Below are 22,968 nucleotides of genomic sequence, written 5' to 3'. Positions count from 1 at the left end.
TACGCGGACCCTATCGGCGGGCAGCCGCCGGTGCGGTCGTGGCAGTAGCCGCAGGTGCAGCGGTCGCACGAGCAGGCGGAGCCGTAGTGGGTGCCGCCGCAGGTGCAGTCGTAGCCTGCTGGGTTGCCGCTACCTCATCCTCATATCGGGTGGTCGGTGCCTGAGTCGGAGTTTCAGTAGTCGGCTCCTGGGTAGGGGTTGCCGGTGCCTCAGTGGTCTGCTCGGGCTCCGGGGTTTTCTCCTCCGGGGTGGGGGTCGGCGAAGGAGCCGCCGCCTTAATCTCTTCCTCGGATGCGTCACCGTAGTAGTCACGAACCGTCACCGCAGTCAGGCCGCGGTCATCAAGCAGGCCCTTCACCTTATCCAGGATCGGGATGATCGTCTCGTAGTTCAGGTGGCCCAGCACAATCTGCTGCGGCAGCATGTAGCGGATGCAACGCATGTAAATCACACGGGAGCTGGTCTTCGCCTCGTCACCGGTGGTGCCGTTCCACATGACCGGGCGGGTAAAACCAATCTCACCGGCAGCCTTCAGCACCGCATCGTTGTAGCGGCCGTAGGGCGGGCGGAAGTACGGCTTCGACGAGACACCGAACATGCTCATAATCTCGTCTTCGTTACGCTGCAGCTCTTCCTTCACACCCTCAGCGTCCAGGGTGGTCAGGTCGGGGTGGCTGTAGGTGTGGTTCGCAACCTGAATCTGACCGCTCTGAACCAGCGGACGCAGCAACGACACATGCTCCTTAAAACCGGTGTAAGAAGCGTTAATGAAGAAGGTCAGGCGAGTATTCGTACGCTTCGAGAACTCAGCGTAGCCGCGAATCGCCTCCGGGCTTGCGCCGTCATCAACAGTCCACGCAACATACTTGCCGTCACCAATGAGAGAGTTGCCGATGCCGGGCCATTCGCGCGGCTTATCAACCGGGTTGCCAGCAGCGGCAACCGTCGGCGAATTCGTGGGTGCGGGGCGAGTAGCAGCAGCAGAGGTCTCGCCGCCAGCCTGATACGGAGTGAAATTACCGCTGGTGCCGTCGTAGTCATTCGACTTCTTCGAGCAGGCAGCAATCAGCGGAAGCATAGCAGTGCCGAGCACAAAAAGTCGGCGGTTAGGCTGTGAGTGGGTCATACTCTCCAGGATAACGCCCCCACCTGCAAGGAACGAATCTGAACAGCGAATACACCCTAAATAATGCGCACATCACACCGCGCGCTCAGCACCACAGTATTAATAGGTATAAAAACTAGGTATAAGAACACAAAATCAAGAAGCCGCAAGCCGGTAACGCTCCGCTAAACTAGGGGGATGGAGAATTTGGGCACTCACGAATTGCGCAACCTTGTGAACGATGCTGCCGACGAGGCAGTCAACATCGGCTACCGTGTTGCAGACAGGCTGCACCGCTGGCGTGAAAAGCGCGCCATCGCTGCCGGTCGCGAGCCTATCCTCGTGCCCACCGAAGGCTACGGCCGCGCCGCCTCCGACGGCAACCCCGGCTGGGTCCGCGTCATCGCCCGCGCACTCTACAAGACGGTCAACCTCGAACGCCTGCTACAGGTCGTAGAAGGCACCCAAGACACCGCCAACCCCATGCGCGGTTGGCGCTCCTTCACCGCAACCGCAATGTCCGATGCGCCCGTCACCATCGTCATCGATGGCACCAAGCACGAGGCGTACACCGACCGCGGCGGCGTGCTCGACGTCAAACTCAGCATCGACCTGGAACCCGGCATGCACGAAGTCATCATGTATGTGCCCGGCTCCCGCGCCGTAGCAACCAGCGTCTACATCGTTCCCGAAAGCCAGAAGCTCGGCGTCATCATGGACGTCGACGACACCGTCATGGTCACCATGCTGCCGCGCCCCATGGTTGCCGCCTGGAACTCCTTCATCCTCGACGAGCACGCACGTATCCCCACCCCCGGCATGGCGGTCATGACCGACCGTATCCGCCGCAGCCACCCGAATGCGCCGTTCATGTACCTGTCCACCGGCGCCTGGAACATCACCCCGACCCTGCGCCGCTTCCTCAGCCGCAACGGCTACCCGCGCGGCACGTTCCTGCTCACCGACTGGGGCCCCACCCCGGACCGCTGGTTCCGCTCCGGAACCAACCACAAGGTCGAGTCCCTGCGCCGCCTCGCCGAGGAATTCCCGCAGATGAAGTGGATCCTCGTCGGCGACGATGGGCAGCGCGACCCGTACATCTACAACGGCTTCGCGGTACGCTACCCGGACAACGTGGCGGCAATCGTCATCCGCAACCTGACGGTGGGGGAGACCATGCTCGCCTCCGGTCGCGTGTGGAGTGACTACCGTGCCGAACAGATGATGCGCTCGCCGCTGTGGATTGAAGCCACCGACGGCGTAACGCTCAGTAAGAAGCTGCGTGAGCTGGGTCTGATCGATTTCTAGTCGGTCACTGTTCGCCGGTTGCTAAAACCTGCGCCTATGGCCTGTAAACCCACCGCAAATACCGCGAAATACCGGTATATGCGGTGGGTTTTGCTGTTTCAGGGGAGTTAACCAACTTAAACCCACGACACACCGGTTAGTGGAAAAAAGTTAAAAATCTTTTCTACAGCTTTAATCACATAGCTTAAAGCCGCTCGAAGGGGGTTAACCCTCGTCTTTAAGAAAGTCCGTTCTGCTTTAAAACCGCGCCGTTCCGCGCAAGAACGCGTGAGAGCGAAGATCTCTTTAAAATCAAGCCCGAATCTGCCGGGTTTTATGCCCCCGAAAGCATACATGAGGTTAACTGAACCTCAACTTGGCGGGCGAATGAACCCTTAAAAATCCTGCCCAACTTAAACCCCACCTGTGGATAACCCGGCGCACCCCGCGAAAATCCAACGAACTAGCCTCGCGGTAGGGTGTGGATAAGCTGTAGACACCCCCTCTTAAGTGGGTTCAGCTGTGGGTTTATCGAACGAAACACGACCCTTGCACCACATCATCTTGTGGTGAAGAAAAATCTCGACACTAGATGTAGTATTAATACTCGGTTCCACCACTACGGCACTTTGAGCGCCCTGCCCCAGCGCAGGAAACCGCCACACCCCACGAGGAGGGGGCAGCGGACGGCACCGCGCCCGCCGTAAACATCACGTGGTGAACCGCAAACGAAACACGCCAGATTCATTCACGAGATAACCCCGCCTGAGCGGGAGAAAGTAAGAGGCACTCCCATGGTAGTGACCGTGTACACCAAGCCCCAGTGCGTCCAGTGCAACATGACCTACCGCGCCCTCGACGCGAAGGGTATCAGCTACACCAAGGTTGATATCACCGAAGACGCTCAGGCCCTCGAAATGGTCAAGTCCCTCGGCTACATGCAGGCACCCGTCGTCATTGCAGGTGACGAGCACTGGTCCGGCTTCCAGCCCGACAAGATCAACGCTCTGGCAGCCTAACAACCCAGCCGAACCCGTACAAACGGAAAAATCGGCACGGAACTCACACCGGCACACGAGATAAGGAGTACACGTTGAGTACCGCCCTCACGCCCAACCCCGTCGACGAGCACGCAGAAATCCGCAAGATTCTTATGGATGCACGCAATGCTTCCGAGGGTCGAGCGACCGAGGTCGAACTGGACGACACAGCGCCACTCATCGTGTACTTCTCCTCCATCTCCGGTAACACCCACAAGTTCGTGGAGAAGATCCGTGCCCGCCGCCTCCGCCTGCCGCTGCGCACCGGCGAAGACACCCTCATTCTTGATGAGCCGTTCGTGCTCATCGTCCCCACCTACGGCAAGCCTGAAGGCGCCGGTAACGTTCCCCCGCAGGTGGTTAAATTCCTGAACGTGGAGCAGAATCGTCACCACATGCTCGGTGTGATTGGCTCCGGCAACACCAACTTTGGTCCGCTCTTCGGCATCGCGGCAGACATTGTCGCCAAGAAGTGCGATGTGCCCGTGCTCTTCAAGTTTGAGCTCATGGGCACCGATTCAGATGTAGAAAAAGTCAACGAAGGATTGGAAGCATTTTGGACGCAAAACTGCCCTCAGCACTAGAAACTCTCGGTGCGAGCCACAGCGGCAAGAGCGTACCCGAGAAGTTCAAGGGTATGAGCTACCACGAGCTGAACGCTCTGCTGAACCTCTACGATGAGAACGGCAAGATTCAGTTCGACGCCGACCGCCAGGCAGCACGTCAGTACTTCCTGCAGCACGTCAACAACAACACCGTGTTCTTCCACGACCTGGAAGAGAAGATTGAGTACCTGATCGAGAACCAGTACTACGAGCCTGAGCTCTTCGAGAAGTACAACTTCCAGTTCATCAAGAACCTGTTCAAGCGCGCCTACGCCGTGAAGTTCCGCTTCCCGACCTTCCTGGGTGCCTTCAAGTTCTACACCTCCTACGCGCTCAAGACCTTCGACGGTCAGCGCTACCTGGAGCGCTTCGAGGACCGCGTCTGCATGGTGGCGCTGCTGCTGGCAGAAGGCAACGAGAAACTCGCCGAAGACATCGTCGACGAGATCATCTCCGGCCGTTTCCAGCCGGCAACCCCGACCTTCCTCAACGCTGGTAAGAAGCAGCGCGGCGAGCTCGTCTCCTGCTTCCTGCTGCGCATGGAAGACAACATGGAGTCCATCGGCCGCTCCATCAACTCTGCACTGCAGCTCTCCAAGCGCGGCGGCGGCGTGGCATTTGCCCTGACCAACCTGCGCGAATCCGGCGCGCCCATTAAGAAGATTGAGAACCAGTCCTCGGGCGTTATCCCCGTCATGAAGCTGCTGGAAGACGCCTTCTCCTACGCAAACCAGCTCGGCGCACGTCAGGGTGCCGGTGCCGTGTACCTGCACGCACACCACCCCGACATCTACGCCTTCCTGGACACCAAGCGCGAGAACGCCGACGAGAAGATTCGTATCAAGACCCTCTCCCTGGGTGTCGTGATCCCCGATATCACCTTCGAGCTGGCCAAGAAGAACGAGGACATGTACCTCTTCTCCCCGTACGATGTGGAACGCATCTACGGTGTGCCCTTCTCCGACATCAACGTCTCCGAGAAGTACTACGAGATGGTCGACGATGCACGCATCACCAAGACCAAGATTAACGCTCGCGAGTTCTTCCAGACCATCGCAGAGATTCAGTTCGAGTCCGGCTACCCGTACGTGATGTTCGAAGACACCGTCAACCGCGCGAACCCCATCGCCGGTAAGGTCATCATGTCCAACCTCTGCTCCGAGATTCTGCAGGTTTCTGAGCCGTCCACCTACCATGCTGACCTCGGCTACGAGACCGTTGGTAAGGACATCTCCTGCAACCTCGGTTCGCTGAACATTGCACTGACCATGGACGGCGACGACTTCGGCAAGACCGTGGAAACCGCGATTCGTTCGCTGACCTCCGTCTCCGACCAGTCCGACATCCGCTCCGTACCCTCCATCGAGCGCGGCAACAACATGAGCCACGCCGTGGGTCTGGGCCAGATGAACCTGCACGGCTACCTGGCACGCGAGCACGTCTACTACGGTTCCGAAGAAGCGCTGGACTTCACCAACATGTACTTCTACACCGTCGTCTACCACGCAATCCGCACCTCCATGCAGATTGCTAAGGAACGCGGCCAGCGTTTCGAGGGCTTCGAGAACTCGAAGTACGCATCCGGTGAGTTCTTCGCCAAGTACATCGAGAAGGAATGGGAACCGCAGACCGAGCGTACTCGCGAACTGTTCGCTAAGCACCACATCCCCACCCGTGAAGAGTGGATTCAGCTGGCTGCTGACGTGGCACAGTACGGCATGTACAACCAGAACCTGCAGGCTGTTCCGCCGACCGGCTCCATCTCCTACATCAACGGCTCGACCTCTTCGATTCACCCGATCGCTTCGAAGATTGAGATCCGTAAGGAAGGCAAGCTCGGCCGCGTCTACTACCCGGCGCCGTACATGACCAATGACAACCTGGAGTACTACCAGGACTCCTACGAAATTGGTTACGAGAAGATCATCGACACCTACGCTGTGGCAACCCAGCACGTGGACCAGGGCCTGTCGCTGACCCTCTTCTTCCGCGATACCGCAACCACCCGCGATATCAACCGCGCCCAGATTTACGCATGGCGTAAGGGCATCAAGACCATCTACTACATCCGTCTGCGTCAGATGGCTCTTGAGGGTACCGAGGTTGAAGGCTGCGTATCCTGCATGCTCTAGCCCGAATGCTGTGACGCATTCAGCCTGAGCTGGCACACTATAACTAAAGACTGGAAGGGGCGGTTACGGTAAACACGAAACCCGCCTGCGCGACTGGCTGGGCGCGCGTGGGACCGTAACCGCCCTTTAAGAATCGGAGAATTACTAATGAGCGAAAAGGTGAAGCTCGTCGACCACGCGGTTGAGGCTATCAACTGGAACCGTATTGAGGACGAGAAGGACCTTGAGGTTTGGGATCGTCTGACCGGTAACTTCTGGCTGCCGGAAAAGGTGCCGCTGAGCAACGACGTGCCCTCCTGGAAGACCCTGACCGAAGAAGAGAAGCAGCTGACCATGCGCGTCTTTACCGGTCTGACCCTGCTGGACACCATCCAGGGTACCGTCGGTGCAGTATCCCTGCTGCCGGACGCTGTGACGGCGCACGAAGAGGCAGTGTACACCAACATCGCGTTCATGGAGTCCGTGCACGCAAAGTCGTACTCTTCGATCTTCTCGACCCTCGCTTCCACCAAGGAGATTGACGAGGCATTCCGCTGGGCTTCTGAGAATGAGCACCTGCAGAAGAAGGCGAAGATCGTTCTGTCCTACTACACCGGTGACGACCCGCTGAAGAAGAAGGTTGCCTCCACCCTGCTGGAGTCCTTCCTGTTCTACTCGGGCTTCTACCTGCCTATGTACTGGTCTTCGCGCGCGAAGCTGACCAACACCGCTGACCTGATTCGTCTGATTATTCGTGACGAGGCAGTGCACGGCTACTACATTGGCTACAAGTTCCAGCAAGGCCTGGCGAAGGAGTCCGCGGAGCGTCAGGCAGAGCTGAAGGAGTACACCTTCAACCTGCTGTACGAACTGTACGAGAACGAGGTGGCGTACACCCACTCCCTGTATGACGGTGTGGGTTGGAGTGAGGACGTTAAGAAGTTCCTGCACTACAACGCTAACAAGGCTCTGATGAACCTGGGCTACGAGCCGATGTTCCCGGCGTCTGTGACTAATGTGTCTCCGGCGATCCTGTCGGCGCTGTCCCCGAACGCTGATGAGAACCACGACTTCTTCTCCGGTTCCGGCTCTTCCTACGTGATCGGTAAGGCTGTGAACACCGAGGACGAGGACTGGGACTTCTAAGGCTGAAACTTCTAGGCTTGGGACTTCTAAGCCCCTTCTCGCTGCGAGATATCAGGCTGAGATAAACCGAGCGGAACCCCCGCGTATCCACTATGGATGCGCGGGGGTTCCGCCGTTTAACCGGGCTATTCAACGTGCCGGGATGTCCAGGATTCCCCGGTTTAACCTGGTGTGGAAGCGCTGGGGAAGCGGGGGAGTGGGAGCAGTTTTGCGGGTTCAGATTGTCGGAGTTTTTGCCTTCACCCCGTAGCATAAAAAATCATTGATATATCGGGGCGCGGGGCGTACTATTGGACTACTATCCCACAACCCCTAAAGGAATATCATGCGTTCAGTTGTTATGGAAGCCCCCGGCAAGGTCGTCGTCAACGAAGTTGAGAAGCCGACCCTGCTCGAACCCACCGACGCCATCATCAAGCTCGCAGCATCCTGCATCTGCGGCTCCGACCTGTGGCCCTACCGCGGCGCAGACGCAGAGCCCGTCGATCACCGCGCAATGGGCCACGAATACATCGGCGAGGTCGTAGAAATCGGCTCCGAGGTCACCACCGTAGCCCCCGGCGACTTCGTCGTAGGCTCCTTCTGCATCTCCTGCGGCGAGTGCGAAACCTGCACCGCAGGCTACCCCTCCCGTTGCCTCAAGGCAATCGCAGCAGGCGACACATTCATCGGCATGCGCTCTAACGGCACCCAGGCAGAATACGCCCGCGTACCCTTCGCAGACGGCACCCTCGTCAAGACCCCCGCGACCCCCACCGAAGAGCAGATTCCGCACCTGATGGCGGCATCCGACGTGCTCGGCACCGGCTGGTACGCAGCAGACGCAGCGCAGGCAGGCCCCGGCAAGACCATCGTCGTTATTGGCGACGGCGCAGTCGGCCTGAGCGCAGTCATCGGCGCTAAGCAGCTCGGCGCGGAGAAGATCATCATCATGTCCCGCAACCCCGAACGTCAGGCGCTTGCTAAGGAATTCGGCGCAACCCACATCGTGGAAGAGCGCGGCGAAGAGGGCATCGCCAAGGTTCTGGAGCTCACCGACGGCGTGGGCGCACACGGCGTTGCTGAGGCTGTTGGTACCCAGCAGTCCTTCGACCAGGCACTCGGTTGCGTACGCCACGGTGGCTACATCGGCTTCGTGGGCGTGCCGCACGACAGCTCCATCGGCACCGATAAGCTCTTCGACAAGCAGGTTCACCTGGAGGGCGGCCCCGCCCCCGTGCGCAAGTACCTGCCGACCCTCATCGACCTGATTTACAAGGGTGAGATTGAGCCCGGTAAGGTATTCGACCTGGTTCTGCCCATCGATGAGGCAGCTAAGGGTTACGAGGCAATGGACCAGCGCACCGCCACCAAGGTTCTGCTGACTATGCCGTAATAGCCGCTCGTATCGTCGGTTCTTGTGCCTTCTTACACCGGCAACCCGGCGTGTATGCGCTACTGATCCCCGCACCGACCCTGTTCACTCCATGTGAGCGTAGGGTACCGGTTGCGGGGATTAGTGCTTTAAAAATTGAGTTTATTTGCCACCTTCCGGCGAGGTGAGGGACAAATGAGTGAGCCAAGGCATAGAATAAAAGAGCATGATTCGTACAACTCGAAGGATGACAATGACGAAGAAGCCTTTCCCTTCCGACCTCGAAATCGCACTTGCCGCTGATCTTTGGCCCATCAACAAGATCGCAGCGGACAACGGCATCAGCGAAGATCGCCTTGAACCCTACGGCAAGTATGTCGCTAAGGTCCTCCTTGACGAAACCACCAACGCAGAGACCGCCCGCAAGCGCGGCTCCAAGTACATCGTGGTTACCGCAGTCACCCCCACCCCGCTCGGTGAAGGTAAGACCGCAACCTCCGTCTCCCTCGCACAGGGCTTCGCCCAGACCGGCCGCAAGGCAATCCTGGCTCTGCGCCAGCCCGCAATGGGCCCGACCTTCGGCATCAAGGGCGGCGCAGCAGGCGGCGGATACTCCCAGATCGTTCCCATGGAGAAGCTGAACCTGCACCTGACCGGCGACTTCCACGCCGTCACCGCAGCACACAACCTGCTTGCCGCCATGATTGACAACCACCTGCACCACGGCAACGAGCTGCGCATCGACCCGCGCGCAATCGAGTGGCGCCGCGTTATCGACATGAACGACCGCTCCCTGCGCAACATCGTCGTGGGCCTGGGCGAACGCATGGACGGCGTGGTCCGCGAGACCGGTTTCGACATCACCAGCGCCTCCGAAATCATGGTGATTCTCTCGCTGGCAACCTCCTTCAAGGACCTGCGCGAGCGCCTGGCAAAGATCGTGATCGGCCTGAACTACGACGGCGAGCCCGTCACCGCAGCCGATCTGAAGGCTGACGGCGCAATGTCCGTCATCCTGGCAGACGCAATCAACCCGAACCTGCTGCAGACCCTGGAGCACACCCCCGCACTGATTCACGCGGGCCCCTTCGGCAACATCGCAACCGGTAACTCCTCCGTGGTCGCCGACTACGTTGGCCTGGAGTACTCCGACTACGTGATTACCGAGGCTGGCTTCGGCGCCGACATGGGTGCGGAGCGTTTCTTCAACGTCAAGTGCCGCGTTTCCGGCCTGAAGCCGGACGCAGCAGTGCTCGTCGTGACCGTGCGCTCCCTGAAGTCTCACTCCGGCCTGTACAAGATCGTTCCGGGCAAGCCCCTGCCCGAAGGCATGCTGCAGGAAAGCCCCTCCGACGTGGAGAAGGGCGCAGAGAACCTGAAGAAGCACATCGAGATCGTGCGCAACTTCGGTGTTCAGCCGGTCGTAGCAATCAACGCCTTCCCGACCGACTTCGAGTCCGAGCACGAGACCATCCGCCGTATCGCTGAGGAAGCTGGCGCTCGCGTCGCTATCCACCGCGGTGTGGCTGAGGGCGGTAAGGGCACCACCGACCTGGCGGACGTGGTTGCTGAGGCATGTGACGACGTTTCGGATCTGAAGTACACCTATGATCTTGAGGACTCCATCGAGACCAAGATTGAGAAGGTTGCGACCAAGGTCTACGGCGCGGACGGCATCTCTATCGCTCCCGCTGCCGCTAAGCAGCTGAAGCGTTTTGCTGAGCTGGGCTACTCGCACCTGCCCGTGGTCATCGCGAAGACACACCTGTCCATCTCTTCGGATGCAACTCTGAAGGGCGCACCGACCGGCTGGACCCTGCCCGTGCGCGAGGTTCGCCTGGCTGCAGGTGCTGGCTACGTTTACGCTATCTGCGGCACCATGCGCACCATGCCGGGCCTGAGCAAGAGCCCCGCAGCTGAGCGCATCGGCTTTGACGAGAATGGCGTGATGGTCGGCCTGTCCTAAGGCTTGTCCTAAAGCGGCTGTTCCAGCTGATTTATAGCTAGTGGAGGCGGCGCTCCTTCCCCACAGCGGGGGAGGGGCGCCGCCTTTGCTGTGCCCTATGGTGCTCTCTGTAGTGATTATAAGGGGAAGTAGAGTACCTGAAAACGGGGGAGTGAAGGATTCTGAAACCCCTGGTGGAGGGGTCTTTCAACCTTTCATTGAGGCTTCTAGAGCGCCTGTTTTGAGGGTGAAATTGGTACGTGCTGGTTAATAATTGGGCTCTATTTATGCTTAAAGGTCAGGTTTTATTAAACAATCTATAGAGGTTGATTTTTTAGTGACACACTGTCTTGCATTTTGTGAAAATATGGTATTGACTAGGTGCTTTGTTTTTTGAAAGATGTTTTTTTGGGTGGCTCTAGGGAGCCTTTTGGGTGAGGTATTGTTATTGTTTTGTAATAAAACCTCTACTTTAGGGGGTACCTACAGGGGTAAAACAGACCAATTGATTTTGCCCTCGCGCGAATAATTGTGCAGATTTTGAACGGTGAGCAGTACATTTTTTCCTGCTCATGAAGTTGCAAGTACTTGAAGATACTTTCACCTTAACCCTCTACTTCCGCAGAATACCGGGCTAAAACTGGGTATTGAACCTTTGGGATTGCCGAGTGTGGAGCTTAAGTTAAAGGTGCACCGAAGTGCCAAAAGAGGGAAATTCTAAAATTATTTTGGGTGAAATAAGTCACGCTAAAACTCGAAAAAAATGAAATTGGTACGTATGGATACCCTAAAAAACACCTGTTTTTATTACAGAATGATTACAATGAGGCGCGGGTCACTAAATCCGGCTCTCCGTACCAAATTGGGTGGTAAAACAGCCCCCAAAAAGTTCGCTACTATTGAGTCATCAAGTAATCGTGAGATTTCCAAAGTCCTCGGGTTGCTTGTGTTTGAGTGAGTGATAGATACCCCTGGGTGTCATGAGAAGCGACTGTGTATCGATGCGCAGTCGCTTCTCTGTTTAACTTTTGAATTTCAGTGGAACCTCAGCCGGGCGGGATCCAGCCGGGCTGAATCCAGCCGGAACCTAATCCGCGCTGAACCCAATCTGTATCGAGCGTGCTCCAGAATCTGTTCCCTGTGCATCCCGCACATGCATCCCGCACAGGCAACCCGTACATGTACCCCGCGCGTTCAACGCCGAATGCGCTGATAGGGGAGTATTACGCATAGGTGCCTGCTGTGCGGTCACAACCCCTACACTGGAACTATGACTACTTACCCCGAACCCACCCTCATCTTTGAGAACCCCGAACTGACCGTCCGTGCGTTCAGCGTCTCCGAGATGGACAACAGCGTCTACCTCATCACCATGCGCGCCACCGGCGAGCAGGTACTCATCGACCCCGCAGACGACGCAGAAGAACTCTACGCCTACACCCTCGACGCGCTCCTGCACGACTGCCCGCAGCTCGAACTGGCAGACGGCGAAGAACGCCGCGTGCGCGTTATGGAGAGGGACGAGGACTTCAACTCCCTCAAGCCCCGCGCAATCGGTCTGACCGGCATCCTGGTCACCCACGGCCACTGGGACCACATCCGTGCCATTAAGGAGCTCGACCGCCTCACCGGTGCCGTCACCTCCGCAGGCGCCGCTGACGCAGCCGCTATTAAGGAGCAGGAAGACTACACCGTCGAAGAGGATCTGACCGGCGGCGAAAGCTTCGACTTCTATCTCTCTGACACCGTCATTCACGCCCTGCACGTGCCCGGCCACACCCCAGGATCCATCGTCTACACCCTCGAAACCACCTGGGAAGACGGCACTCCCGCAACCCTGCTGTTCACCGGCGACGCTCTCTTCCCCGGCGGCGTGGGCAAGACCGACTCCCCGCAGCAGTTCGGCGAGCTCTTCTCCAACGTGCTCGAAAAGCTCTTCGGCGGCTTCGAAGACGACGCCATCGTACTGCCCGGCCATGGCCGCTCCACCACCCTCGGCGACGAGCGCCCCCACCTGGAAGAGTGGGGAACCCGCGGCTGGTAAACCGCGCCTGACAGTCCGCCTCATATAAGTGCTGCACCCTCATGCCTTCCCCCGCCGCATAATCCCGCTGGTGAAAGGCGTGAGGGTGTAGAATTTAAGTTCGAAGATAAGACGAAAGGATTTTCGATGACACCCCGCCCGGCACACGGTAGCACCGCACTCAAAGCGAACGACCTGACCAGTATCCGGGTTCAGGGTGCCCGCGAAAACAATCTCAAGAACGTAGACCTCACCATTCCGCGTGATGCGATGGTCGTCTTCACTGGCCTCTCCGGCTCCGGTAAGTCCTCCCTCGCCTTCGACACCATCTTTGCGGAAGGTCAGCGCCGCTACGTTGAGTCGCTGTCCTCCTACGCGCGCATGTTCCTCGGACAGGTCGATAAACCCGACGTAGACTTCATCGAGGGCCTCTCCCCGGCGGTGTCTATCGACCAGAAGTCCACCTCCAAGAACCCACGCTCAACCGTCGGTACCATCACCGAAATCTACGACTACATGCGTCTGCTCTGGGCGCGCATCGGCCACCCGCACTGCCCCGAATGCGGCGAAGAAATCACCCAGCAGACCCCGCAGCAGATCGTGGACATTCTGCAGGAGTACCCCGAACGCACCCGCCTGCAGATCCTCGCGCCCGTCGTCAGTGCACGCAAGGGCGAGTTCGTTGACCTCTTCAAGGACCTGCTGACCCAGGGCTATTCGCGCGCCCGCGTGGACGGCGAAACCGTGCAGCTCTCCGACCCGCCCAAGCTCGCCAAGCAGTACAAGCACACCATTGATGTGGTCGTCGACCGTATCGTCATTAAGGACGGTATTCACCAGCGCCTGACCGACTCCATCGAAACCGCGCTCAAGCTCGCCGACGGCCGCGTGCTCATCGATTTCGTGGACCGCGAGCAGGACGACCCCGAACGCACCCGCTCCTTCAGCGAAAACCTCGCCTGCCCCAACAACCACCCACTGCAGATCGACACCATCGAGCCGCGTTCCTTCTCCTTCAACTCGCCGTTCGGCGCGTGTAGCGCCTGTGACGGTATTGGCTCGCGCCTGGAAGTAGACACCGAACTGCTCGTACCCAACCCCGACCTGACCCTCGGCGAGGGCGCTATCGCCCCCTGGTCGCAGGGCAAAGCAACCACCGAATACTGGCTGCGCCTGCTCGCGGGTCTGGGGGAGGAGCTCGGCTTCGACCTGAACACCCCCTTCAAGGACCTGCCCGCCAAAACCCGTGCCGCCATTCTGGACGGCAAGGACTACAAGGTTGAGGTGTCCTACCGCAACCGATTCGGCCGCGAACGCCGCTACACCTCCGGATTCGAGGGCGTGAAGGCGTACATCAAGCGCAAGCACGAAGAAACCGAATCGGACTTCGCCCGCGACCGCTACGAACAGTACATGCGCCAGGTCGCCTGCCCCTCCTGCGGTGGCGCGCGCCTGAACCCGACCATCCTCGGCGTGAAGGTTGGCGGCCAGTCCATCGCAGACATCACCGACCTGTCCCTGGCTGACGCGCTCGCCTTCGTGCGCGGCCTGCAGCTCAGCGCCCGCGAAGCCAAGATTGGCGAGCAGGTCCTCAAAGAAATTGACGCGCGCCTGCAGTTCCTGCTGGATGTGGGCCTGGACTACCTGACCCTCTCACGCTCCGCCGGTACGCTCTCCGGCGGTGAGGCGCAGCGCATCCGCCTCGCAACCCAGATTGGTTCGGGTCTGGTTGGCGTGCTCTACGTGCTCGACGAGCCCTCCATCGGTCTGCACCAGCGCGATAACCGCCGCCTCATCGAAACCCTCACTAAGCTGCGCGATATGGGCAACACGCTTATCGTGGTTGAGCATGACGAAGACACCATGCGCGAAGCTGACTGGATCGTGGACGTAGGACCCGGCGCCGGCGAGCACGGCGGCGAAATCGTGCACTCCGGCAGCTTTGAGGAGCTGCTGAAGAACACCAAGTCCATTACCGGCGACTACATGGCTGGCCGCCGCAGCATTGAGGTGCCCGCATCCCGCCGCCCCGTGGACAAGGAACGCCAGCTGACCGTGCGCGGCGCCCGCGAAAATAACCTCAAGAACGTGACTGTGTCCTTCCCGCTGGGCGTATTCACCGCGGTGACCGGCGTGTCCGGCTCGGGTAAATCCACCCTCGTCAATGACATTCTGTACACCTCCCTGGCGAACAAGCTCAACGGCGCCAAGCAGGTACCCGGACGCCACAAGAGCATCGACGGCCTGGAACACCTGGACAAGGTCATTCACGTGGACCAGTCGCCCATCGGCCGCACCCCGCGCTCGAACCCCGCCACCTACACCGGCGTGTTCGACCACATCCGCAAGCTGTTCGCAGAGACCAGCGAAGCAAAAATGCGCGGCTACACCCCCGGCCGATTCTCCTTCAACGTCAAGGGTGGCCGCTGCGAGGACTGCTCCGGCGACGGCACCCTGAAGATTGAAATGAACTTCCTGCCGGACGTGTACGTACCCTGCGAAACCTGCCACGGCAAGCGCTACAACCGCGAAACCCTCGAAGTGCACTACAAGGGCAAGACCATTGCCGACGTACTCGAAATGCCCGTGGAAGAAGCCGCAGAGTTCTTCGCCGCATTCACCCCGATTGCGCGCCACCTGAACACCCTCGTGGACGTGGGCCTGGGCTACATTCGCCTGGGCCAGCCCGCAACCACCCTCTCCGGCGGTGAAGCGCAGCGCGTGAAGCTCGCAACTGAACTGCAGAAGCGCTCCAACGGCCGCTCCATCTACGTGCTGGACGAGCCGACCACCGGCCTGCACTTTGAAGACATCCGCAAGCTGCTCGCCGTGCTGCAATCGCTGGTTGACAAGGGAAATAGCGTCATCACCATCGAGCACAACCTGGACGTGGTCAAGTGCGCCGACTGGATCATCGACATGGGCCCCGAAGGCGGTAGCGGCGGCGGCACCGTCATCGCAGAGGGCACCCCGGAACAGGTGGCTCAGGTGAAGGGCTCGCACACCGGCGCGTTCCTTGCTGAGATCCTGAACTAGCCGAGATCCTGAACTAGTCAAAAATTTGCCCTAGAGGAAACCTACGTGACTGATACTCAAGGAACCGAATCTGCCCGGGGAGCTAAAGCAATCCGTGGAGCTGTAAACCGTGGTGCTGTGAACCGTGGCGTCGTGAATCGTGGAGCTGTGACCACCGTGGACCGTGCGCGGCACATCCTGCATACCCAGCTGGAGGCTGACTTCTGCCAGGCGCCCGGCTCGATTAGTCGCGCCCTCGAGGAGCTACGCGACTACCCGGAAGCCGAAAGCTTGCCGCTACTCGCCACCGTGCAGCCGCCCTCCGAGAAGATGGGCGCCGCACGCCGCCGCAACGACGACATCTGGGAGTTGCGCGTCGCCAACTACGCGAGCGTCGGCATTCTCTGCGCCAAGCATCCGCGCGTGCTGGACAAGGCTATCGACTACATGCTCGGCGACCAGTCGAACTGGCTCGGCGACTACGCGCAGCTGCGCCAGCTCAACGAACTGCTCACCCCCTACACCCAGCAGGTCAGCGGCACGAGCATCTACTACACGCCCGGCCGCGCCCTGCTGAACTCGGTCGTACCCGAGGGCGTGCAGGCGCAGGAGGTCAAGTGTGCCGTGCCCGGTATGGGCATGATGCGCCGCGTTGACCCCGCCGAACTGAAGGCGGCGCTGCTTGCCGAAATCACCGGCGAGCGCACCATCCGCAGGGAGGCAAACGCCTCCGCGGGGGCGCTTGAGGTTGACCCGCAGGACACGCAGGCACGCGTAACCCACCTGCGCGTGGAGCTGCTGGACGCTGAGCAGATTGAGCGCTTCCGCGGGGATAAGCGCTACTCGAATGCGCTGGGCTTTAGCGTGACCCGCCCGGATGTGCTGGTGCTCGCCGCATACCCGGTGGAAGAGGATGCAGCTGATGTACCCGCGGCGGGGGAGAGCGCCGCGCTCGCAGACCCTATCGCCCTCGTGGGTGTGAGCGACGATTCGCCGATAATGCGCCAAATCGGTATCGATGTGCTGCCCGCCTGGCGCGGCGCCGGCATCGCCAGCGTGCTGGTGCGTGATGCCGCACGTCTGACCCTGGCGGAAGGGTACCTGCCGTTCTACGGTACGAGCCCCTCGCACATCCTCTCGCAGAGGGTCGCGATGAACGCCGGGCTGGTGCCGACCTGGTGGGAGTACGTGTCCACCAGCCTGAATGACCTACCCATGGACTAGGTTTGCTTACAGACTAGATTTGCCCGCGCTAGGCATAACGGACATGCGCAAAAGCCCCCGAGATTCAGAGTCTCGGGGGCCTTTTGTCGCTGGTTTCGCGGGGCTCAGGCTTACGAGGGGGCCTGAGTTTCACGCGCCGTGAATTTCGCGTGCTAGTTTCGCGGGGCGGGGGTAGAACCTGACAGGTTACAGCTCCGCGCCGTTGCTGGCAATCACCTCGCGGTACCAGTGGAAGGACTTCTTACGGTAGCGCTCCAGGGTGCCGGAGCCATCGTCGTTGCGGTCCACGTAGATGAACCCGTAGCGCTTGGACATCTGCGCGGTCGAGGCGCTAATCATGTCGATGCAACCCCAGGTGGTGTAGCCGAGCACGTTCACGCCGTCCTCAATCGCCTCGCGTACCGCGTGCAGGTGCTGGCGCAGGTAGTCGATGCGGTAGTCGTCCTCCACGGTGAGCTCACCGTTCACCTCGACCAGTTCGTCGCGGGCGCCCAGGCCGTTCTCCACGATGAACAGCGGCTTCTGCCAGCGGTCCCAATACTGGTTGAGGACCACGCGCAGGCCGGTCGGGTCGATCTGCCAGCCCCATTCGCTGGAGGGCAAGGTCGGGTTCGCCACGCCGCCGAGGATGTTGCCCTCGCCGCGCTCGCCTCGTGCCGGGTCGCCGGTCGCGCAGGTGGACATGTAGTAGCTGAACGACACGAAATCCACGGTGTTCTTCAGGTCCTCGCGGTCCTGCTCGGTGACGTTCAGCTCCACGCCCTTCTCACGCAGGGCACGCAGGAAGTAGCCGGGGTATGCGCCGCGCACGTGCACGTCACCGAACGCGAAGTTCGCCTGCTCCGTCTGCATGGCGGCGAGTACGTCGGTGGGGTCGGGGGTGAGCGGGTAGGTGGGCATGGCAAGAATCATGCAACCGACCTGGGCACCCGGTGCCAGTTCGCGTGCCGCAGCGGTGGCGCGTGCGGAGGCGACCAGCTCGTGGTGCATCGCCTGGTACAGGTCGGCGTCGCTGAGCTGATCCGCCGGGGTGTTAATACCGCCGGACATGAACGGCAGGTGCAGCATCGAGTTGATTTCGTTGAAGGTCAGCCAGTACTTCACGCGCTTGCCGTAGCGGGCGAATACGGTGCGGGCGTAGCGTTCGTAGAAGCCGATGAGTTCGCGGCTGGTCCAGCCGTTGTACTGCTCCACCAGGTGTAGCAGGGTTTCGTAATGGCTGAGGGTGATGAGCGGTTCCATGCCGTGCTTTTCGAGCTCGTCAAGCACGCGGTCGTAGAAAGCGAGGCCCGCCTCGTTCGGGGTTTCTTCGTCGCCGCGGGGGAAGATACGCGACCAGGCGATGGAGAAGCGGAAGACCTTGAAACCCATCTCCGCGAGCAGGGCGATGTCTTCGCGGTAGCGGTGGTAGAAGTCGATGCCCTCCAGCTTGAGGTTGTCCTCGGTGGGTTCCGCGGTGCGCGGGTACAGGCCGCCGGCGGGCAGCACATCCTGCAGGCTGGGGCCCTTGCCGTCTTCGTTCCAGGCGCCCTCAAACTGGTTGGCGGCGGTGGCGCCTCCGAAGAGGAAACCGGCGGGGAACGCGCCGAGCGGCTGCGGCTCGGTCAGCGCCGGGTTGGTGGGCTGTTCAGCGCTGACGCTGGGTAGCGCGGTGGTTTGGGCGGTGATGTGCTGGTCCTGATGCACGGCATCCTCCAAGGTGCTTTAGGATTTTCTTCTACCCTAGCGGAGGGGGTGGGGGAATACTAGGATTTGCGCTGTTTTGGGACGCTAGCGGGCGCGTAAAAGCCCGGTGTTCTCACACGAAAATTCATGTGCAGAACACCGGGCTTTTATGCAGTGCTTTTACGCAGTGCTTTTACGCTGAGCTAGGCCGCCGCGGGGCCTGCGCTACTAGTTGGCGAAGCCGAGCGCGAACAGCCACGCGGTACCGACCGCACCCCAGACGACGAGGTTCACGATAGCAGCCATGAAGCCGATCTTGAACCATTCGCCCACGCTGAAGTAGCCGGAACCGTAGTACACGCCCGCCGGACCGGAGGCGTAGTGGGTGATGCCGCCAATCAGGTTGCCCATGAAGCCGAGGAACAGCGCCGCGAACATCGGCGGAACACCGGCAGCTACCGCCGCACCGAGGAATACTGCGTATAGTGCAACAATCTGGGCGGTGTTCGAAGCGAACATGTAGTGGATGAAGAAGTACGCCAGAACCAGAATCGCGAACGCCATGGGCCATGCCATGCCGCTGACGCTGTGCGCCGCCTGCTGACCGATCCAGTCGACGACCTTGAGCTTCTTCAGGTGGTCTGCCATGCCGACGAGCACGGCGAAGAAGATGAGGGTGGACCATGCGCTGGAGTTCTTCGCCATGTCCTTCCATGTCAGGACCTTAGTCACCAGCAGAATTGCGATGCCGAAGAATGCGGCGCTGGTGGCGTCAATACCCAGGGCGGTGCCGGTAATCCACAGGACCAGCAGCAGCACGAAAGTGCCGAGCATAATCCATTCCTTGGAGCTCATGGGGCCCATTTCGTGCAGTTCCTGGCGGGCGTGCTCGGGTGCGTCCGGGGTCTTCTTGATGGTCGGCGGGTAAATCTTCGACATGATCCACGGCATGACAATCAGCGCGGCAAGACCGGGAACGATGGCGGCCAGGGCCCAGGTACCCCAGTCGAGGTTGATGTTGTGGTCGTGCGCGAACTTCTGCGCCAGCGGGTTGCCCGCCATTGCGGTCAGGAACATGGCGGAGGTGATGGTGTTGACCTGCGCCTCAGTCATGAGTAGGTAGGAGCCGAGCTTACGGCGTGATTCGGGGGTTTCGTTGGTGGAGCCGTTGACCTCGGAGAGGGAACGGATAATCGGGTAAATCACGCCACCGGCACGCGCGGTGTTGGAGGGGGTGGCGGGGGCGAGGACCAGGTCGGTGATTGCCATACCGTAGGACAGGCCGAGAGAGGACTTGCCGAGCGCACGCACGAACAGCAGTGCGATGCGCTTGCCCAGGCCGGTGATGAGGAAGCCGTCGGCGATGAAGAAGGCGGCCACGATAATCCAGATGGAGGAGTTGCCGAAGCCGGTCAGTGCCTCGTTCTTTGCCGCCATGGTGCCGGTAATCATTGCGGCGCCCAGGCCGACGAGCGCCACGGACGGGGTGGGCAGCGGCTGCAGGATCAGGCCGAGGATGGTGCCGACGAAGATGGCGAGCATGTGCATGCCGCGCGGGTCGACGCCTTCGGGGGCGGGAACGAACCAGATGGCGAGGGTCGCGGCGAGGATGATGGCAACGTGCAGAATCAGCTTGTTTCGCTGTTTGCGGGCTGCGCTCACCTCCTGGCCGTTCACCTCCGGATTGGATGCGGCAGCGGCTGCTGCTATGTTGGTGGACTGTGTCATGTCCGTACTCCTTATGAAACGTACAGTTTGGTCCGTGGTGGGTGGGCCGTCACGGTGTGCGCGTTTCTTCTGCGTTGTCATGCTGTGTTGTGTACTTATGGCAATGTGTGGGATGCCACGTAGTTTTTTAATCGTAATGGGTTGGATTAACGGAGTGAAGAAAATCGGCATAAAAAATGTGAATATGACCGGGCGTATCGGCGGCTGGGATTCCGCGGGGCGTCGGCGATGACTTTGCACAGATTCAGGGGGAATCGGCGTGAGGCGTAGCGGGGGAGTGCCGCCTCCTGAACTACTTCCGGGCTGCCTCTGGGGCGCCTACAGGTCGCTCCTGAGACGCCCCACCGACCACGCACCGTAGTGACCGGCGCAACCGTAAAATAGGAACGTGCAGATTATTCGAGAGACCGGCCCCGAATCCGGCGATATCCTCATTCACCACGACCAGACGGTGCAGATGCTCCGCGAGGTAGCAACCGGCAAGCGAGAAGCCACCTTGCGCATGTATCAGCCGAACCCGACGGTCGCGTTCGGCCGCCGTGACGAACTGAACCCCGGCTTCGCGGAAGCCTCCGCGGCGTGCGCCGAGCACGGCTTTGAGGTGTTGGTGCGCAAGGTCGGCGGGCATGCCGCCGCCTACCATCAGGGGTGCCTGGTCGTGGACCATTTTCAGCCCGCCTCCGACGCCCGCAGCGGCAACACCCTACGCTACGAACTGTTCGGTTCCATGTACGCGCAGGCGCTCCGCGAGGTCGGCGTGGATGCGCGCATGGGCGAGATCCCGGGGGAGTACTGCCCCGGCGAGTATTCGGTGCACGCGCAGCTTCCCGCCTCCGCCGGTGGTGGCCGCATTAAACTGGTCGGCACCGCCCAGCGTGTGGTGACCGGCGGCTGGTGGTTCAGCACCGGTATCGTGGTCTCTAATTCTGCGCCGCTGCGGGCGGTCACCGCGGACGTTTACCGTGCCCTCGGCATGGACCTCGACCCCGCCACGGTCGGCGCGGCGCAGGATGCGAACCCCAACCTGCTCATGGAAGACCTGGAAGACGCCATCGTTGAGGTCTACGCCCAAAACGGTTTTCACTAGGTGATTCACCGGGCTCGCTTTCACCAGCCCGTTTTATCTCTGACTTTTACCCCTAAACCCACCCGATTTACCCCCACTGATTTATCCGACCTGAAGCGAAGGAGCATCCATGCGTTGGGCACAGATTAAAGACTCGAAGGGCAGCCGCGCGGTCTGCTTCTTTGAAGAGACCGTGTACGAACTTCCGGCGAAGCTCAGCCCGCTACTGAATTTCTACAGCCGGTTCCGCCTGAACTTTGGCGACCCGAAGAACGCCGTGGCAATCCTGAAGGAGAACGGCGCGACCGTCATGGGCCACGGCGAGGAGTTGTGGAACTCCCTACCCTTTATTCGCCCGCTGGATAAGCCCGGCAAGATTGTGTGCGCCGGCCTGAACTACCGCGACCACGCCGCGGAAATGAACCTTGAGGTGCCCGAGCATCCGGCGCTGTTCGCGAAGTTCCCGAACGCGCTGATTGGGCCCGGTGAGCAGATCCGCATGCCCGCCGCCGACGGCACCGGCAGCACGAAGGTCGACTGGGAGGTTGAGCTCTGCCTGGTCGTGGGCGCTCGCCTGCGTAACGCCACGGAGGAGCAGGCGCTTGAGGCTCTGATGGGGTACACGGTCATGAATGATGTGTCGGTGCGTGACTGGCAGGGCCGTTCCTCGGAGTGGTTCCAGGGTAAGAACTGGGATGCGATGACTCCGTTTGGTCCGGTGATTGTGAGCCCCGATGAGGTTGACCCGGTTGCCGGCCTGGAGCTGGTCTGTGAGGTGGACGGCGTGGTGCGTCAGCGCGGCACGACGGCGGATATGGTGTTTACCCCGGCGCAGCTGCTGTCCTATATTTCGCGGTTTATGACCCTGGAGCCGGGTGACCTGGTGGCGACGGGTACCCCGGCCGGGGTTGGTTTGTCGCTGCATCCGCGTCAGTGGTTGAAGCCGGGTCAGACGGTGCGCACCCGTATTGAGGGCATTGGTGAGTTGGTGAATGTCTGCTCGGAGGCGGGCGCGCTGTAGCTATCTGGTAGCTCTGTGAGCAACCGCTATTGAACCCACCTGAACCCACGGAGGCGGGCGCGGCACCTGCTGTTGGGTGCACCGCAAGGCACCCAAAAATGAATACTTATGCACTCCGCATGTGTTTTTAAGGCACATGCGGAGTGCTTTTTGTGTTGATAAAGCCCCCGGTGGGTGGCTTGGATTCGTTGCTGGGAGCTGCGTGCGGCACCCCGTGTGGGGGAGTGGTGCGTTTGCATGGTTACACGCTGACAAACACATAGAAACTTTGAACTTTTACGTGAATTTTAGGGTTTTACGTGGGTTTTGAGGGGTCAGCGAGGTGAAGCGCAGGGTGCCCCTGCTGGGTGGGTGATTGCCAGAAATCGCTCTTTGAGGGGTGGTTGGGTGCTCATGTCGGTGCGTGAGATGCTATCTGTTCTCAGTGCAGAATCCCAGATTGTGGTCACATGTGAGAAATTCAACAGGAAGTTTTGGCGCGTCTTTCAGGGAACTTCAAGGTTTAAGGTTTAGTTTCCCGTGCGCATTTTTCGTTTTCTTCACATCACCATCGCTTGACTAGGAGTAAAGCCTAAACACCGCGGTGCAAATTCCATGTCTTCAAACACCAATAAATACACAAAGGTGTAAGGA

The 22,968-nt window shown here is 60.1% G+C and carries 15 protein-coding genes; 12 read left to right on the top strand and 3 right to left on the bottom strand.

What is annotated here, in order from left to right:
- Positions 1 to 10: 10 nt before the first annotated feature.
- Positions 11 to 1,126 carry a polysaccharide deacetylase family protein gene (locus HMPREF2528_RS07770; RefSeq protein ID WP_070543656.1) on the bottom strand — a complete coding sequence of 372 codons (1,116 nt, stop codon included), beginning with the start codon at positions 1,124 to 1,126 and terminating at the stop codon, positions 11 to 13.
- Positions 1,127 to 1,303: 177 nt separating this feature from the next.
- Between HMPREF2528_RS07770 and HMPREF2528_RS07765 the strand changes: the two genes are divergently transcribed.
- The 10 genes from HMPREF2528_RS07765 to HMPREF2528_RS07720 all read left to right on the top strand — a co-directional run bounded on the left by HMPREF2528_RS07765 (position 1,304) and on the right by HMPREF2528_RS07720 (position 16,855).
- Entirely contained in the window at positions 1,304 to 2,413 is a 1,110-nt protein-coding gene (locus HMPREF2528_RS07765) for an App1 family protein (protein ID WP_070543654.1), read from the top strand.
- 773 nt (positions 2,414 to 3,186) lie between these two features.
- On the top strand, positions 3,187 to 3,411 hold the full coding sequence (gene nrdH, locus HMPREF2528_RS07760; protein ID WP_005505794.1) for a glutaredoxin-like protein NrdH: 225 nt from the start codon (positions 3,187 to 3,189) through the stop codon (positions 3,409 to 3,411).
- A gap of 74 nt (positions 3,412 to 3,485) precedes the next feature.
- Positions 3,486 to 4,016: a class Ib ribonucleoside-diphosphate reductase assembly flavoprotein NrdI gene (gene nrdI, locus HMPREF2528_RS07755; RefSeq protein ID WP_005505795.1), complete on the top strand. Its 531-nt coding sequence runs from the start codon at positions 3,486 to 3,488 to the stop codon at positions 4,014 to 4,016.
- Complete coding sequence (gene nrdE, locus HMPREF2528_RS07750; RefSeq protein ID WP_070543653.1) at positions 3,989 to 6,169, top strand: class 1b ribonucleoside-diphosphate reductase subunit alpha; 2,181 nt, start codon at positions 3,989 to 3,991, stop codon at positions 6,167 to 6,169. The genes nrdI and nrdE overlap by 28 nt, the downstream gene beginning before the upstream one ends.
- A gap of 147 nt (positions 6,170 to 6,316) precedes the next feature.
- Positions 6,317 to 7,294: a class 1b ribonucleoside-diphosphate reductase subunit beta gene (gene nrdF / locus HMPREF2528_RS07745; protein ID WP_070543651.1), complete on the top strand. Its 978-nt coding sequence runs from the start codon at positions 6,317 to 6,319 to the stop codon at positions 7,292 to 7,294.
- Between the two features lie 325 nt (positions 7,295 to 7,619).
- Positions 7,620 to 8,669, top strand: a complete 1,050-nt coding sequence (locus HMPREF2528_RS07740; protein ID WP_070543650.1) for a zinc-dependent alcohol dehydrogenase family protein — start codon at positions 7,620 to 7,622, stop codon at positions 8,667 to 8,669.
- Positions 8,670 to 8,901: 232 nt separating this feature from the next.
- Positions 8,902 to 10,614 (top strand): formate--tetrahydrofolate ligase, encoded by a 1,713-nt coding sequence (locus tag HMPREF2528_RS07735; RefSeq protein WP_005508799.1) that lies wholly within the window; start codon positions 8,902 to 8,904, stop codon positions 10,612 to 10,614.
- A 1,249-nt stretch (positions 10,615 to 11,863) separates the two neighbouring features.
- A complete protein-coding gene (locus HMPREF2528_RS07730) occupies positions 11,864 to 12,637 on the top strand; it encodes an MBL fold metallo-hydrolase (RefSeq protein WP_070543648.1) in 774 nt (257 codons plus the stop codon).
- Between the two features lie 126 nt (positions 12,638 to 12,763).
- Positions 12,764 to 15,652 carry an excinuclease ABC subunit UvrA gene (gene uvrA, locus HMPREF2528_RS07725; RefSeq protein ID WP_070543645.1) on the top strand — a complete coding sequence of 963 codons (2,889 nt, stop codon included), beginning with the start codon at positions 12,764 to 12,766 and terminating at the stop codon, positions 15,650 to 15,652.
- 45 nt (positions 15,653 to 15,697) lie between these two features.
- Complete coding sequence (locus tag HMPREF2528_RS07720; RefSeq protein WP_070543643.1) at positions 15,698 to 16,855, top strand: GNAT family N-acetyltransferase; 1,158 nt, start codon at positions 15,698 to 15,700, stop codon at positions 16,853 to 16,855.
- Between the two features lie 186 nt (positions 16,856 to 17,041).
- Here the strand turns inward: HMPREF2528_RS07720 and HMPREF2528_RS07715 are convergent, their stop codons facing one another.
- Together HMPREF2528_RS07715 and HMPREF2528_RS07710 are read right to left on the bottom strand one after the other, a co-directional pair.
- Entirely contained in the window at positions 17,042 to 18,541 is a 1,500-nt protein-coding gene (locus tag HMPREF2528_RS07715; RefSeq protein ID WP_070543774.1) for a glycoside hydrolase family 1 protein, read from the bottom strand.
- 207 nt (positions 18,542 to 18,748) lie between these two features.
- Complete coding sequence (locus tag HMPREF2528_RS07710) at positions 18,749 to 20,248, bottom strand: anion permease (protein WP_070543641.1); 1,500 nt, start codon at positions 20,246 to 20,248, stop codon at positions 18,749 to 18,751.
- A gap of 388 nt (positions 20,249 to 20,636) precedes the next feature.
- Here HMPREF2528_RS07710 and HMPREF2528_RS07705 point away from each other — a divergent pair, with 388 nt between their 5' ends.
- Together HMPREF2528_RS07705 and HMPREF2528_RS07700 are read left to right on the top strand one after the other, a co-directional pair.
- A complete protein-coding gene (locus HMPREF2528_RS07705; RefSeq protein WP_070543639.1) occupies positions 20,637 to 21,335 on the top strand; it encodes a lipoate--protein ligase family protein in 699 nt (232 codons plus the stop codon).
- A 109-nt stretch (positions 21,336 to 21,444) separates the two neighbouring features.
- Entirely contained in the window at positions 21,445 to 22,335 is an 891-nt protein-coding gene (locus tag HMPREF2528_RS07700) for a fumarylacetoacetate hydrolase family protein (protein ID WP_005505816.1), read from the top strand.
- Positions 22,336 to 22,968 lie beyond the last annotated feature (633 nt).

It is taken from the genome of Rothia sp. HMSC078H08, from assembly GCF_001808955.1.
Taxonomy (GTDB): Bacteria; Actinomycetota; Actinomycetes; order Actinomycetales; family Micrococcaceae; genus Rothia.
Note: the sequence above shows the minus strand (reverse complement) of the source record. Positions and strands in the feature narration are given on the sequence as shown.

Excerpts from the sequence above, each read along its gene's own strand:
- nrdF (WP_070543651.1), top strand. The coding sequence starts at position 6,317 with ATGAGCGAAAAGGTGAAGCTCGTCGACCACGCGGTTGAGGCTATCAAC.
- HMPREF2528_RS07735 (WP_005508799.1), top strand. The coding sequence starts at position 8,902 with ATGACGAAGAAGCCTTTCCCTTCCGACCTCGAAATCGCACTTGCCGCT.
- HMPREF2528_RS07730 (WP_070543648.1), top strand. The coding sequence starts at position 11,864 with ATGACTACTTACCCCGAACCCACCCTCATCTTTGAGAACCCCGAACTG.
- uvrA (WP_070543645.1), top strand. The coding sequence starts at position 12,764 with ATGACACCCCGCCCGGCACACGGTAGCACCGCACTCAAAGCGAACGAC.
- HMPREF2528_RS07710 (WP_070543641.1), bottom strand. The coding sequence starts at position 20,248 with ATGACACAGTCCACCAACATAGCAGCAGCCGCTGCCGCATCCAATCCG.
- HMPREF2528_RS07765 (WP_070543654.1), top strand. The coding sequence starts at position 1,304 with ATGGAGAATTTGGGCACTCACGAATTGCGCAACCTTGTGAACGATGCT.
- HMPREF2528_RS07740 (WP_070543650.1), top strand. The coding sequence starts at position 7,620 with ATGCGTTCAGTTGTTATGGAAGCCCCCGGCAAGGTCGTCGTCAACGAA.
- HMPREF2528_RS07770 (WP_070543656.1), bottom strand. The coding sequence starts at position 1,126 with ATGACCCACTCACAGCCTAACCGCCGACTTTTTGTGCTCGGCACTGCT.
- nrdH (WP_005505794.1), top strand. The coding sequence starts at position 3,187 with ATGGTAGTGACCGTGTACACCAAGCCCCAGTGCGTCCAGTGCAACATG.
- HMPREF2528_RS07700 (WP_005505816.1), top strand. The coding sequence starts at position 21,445 with ATGCGTTGGGCACAGATTAAAGACTCGAAGGGCAGCCGCGCGGTCTGC.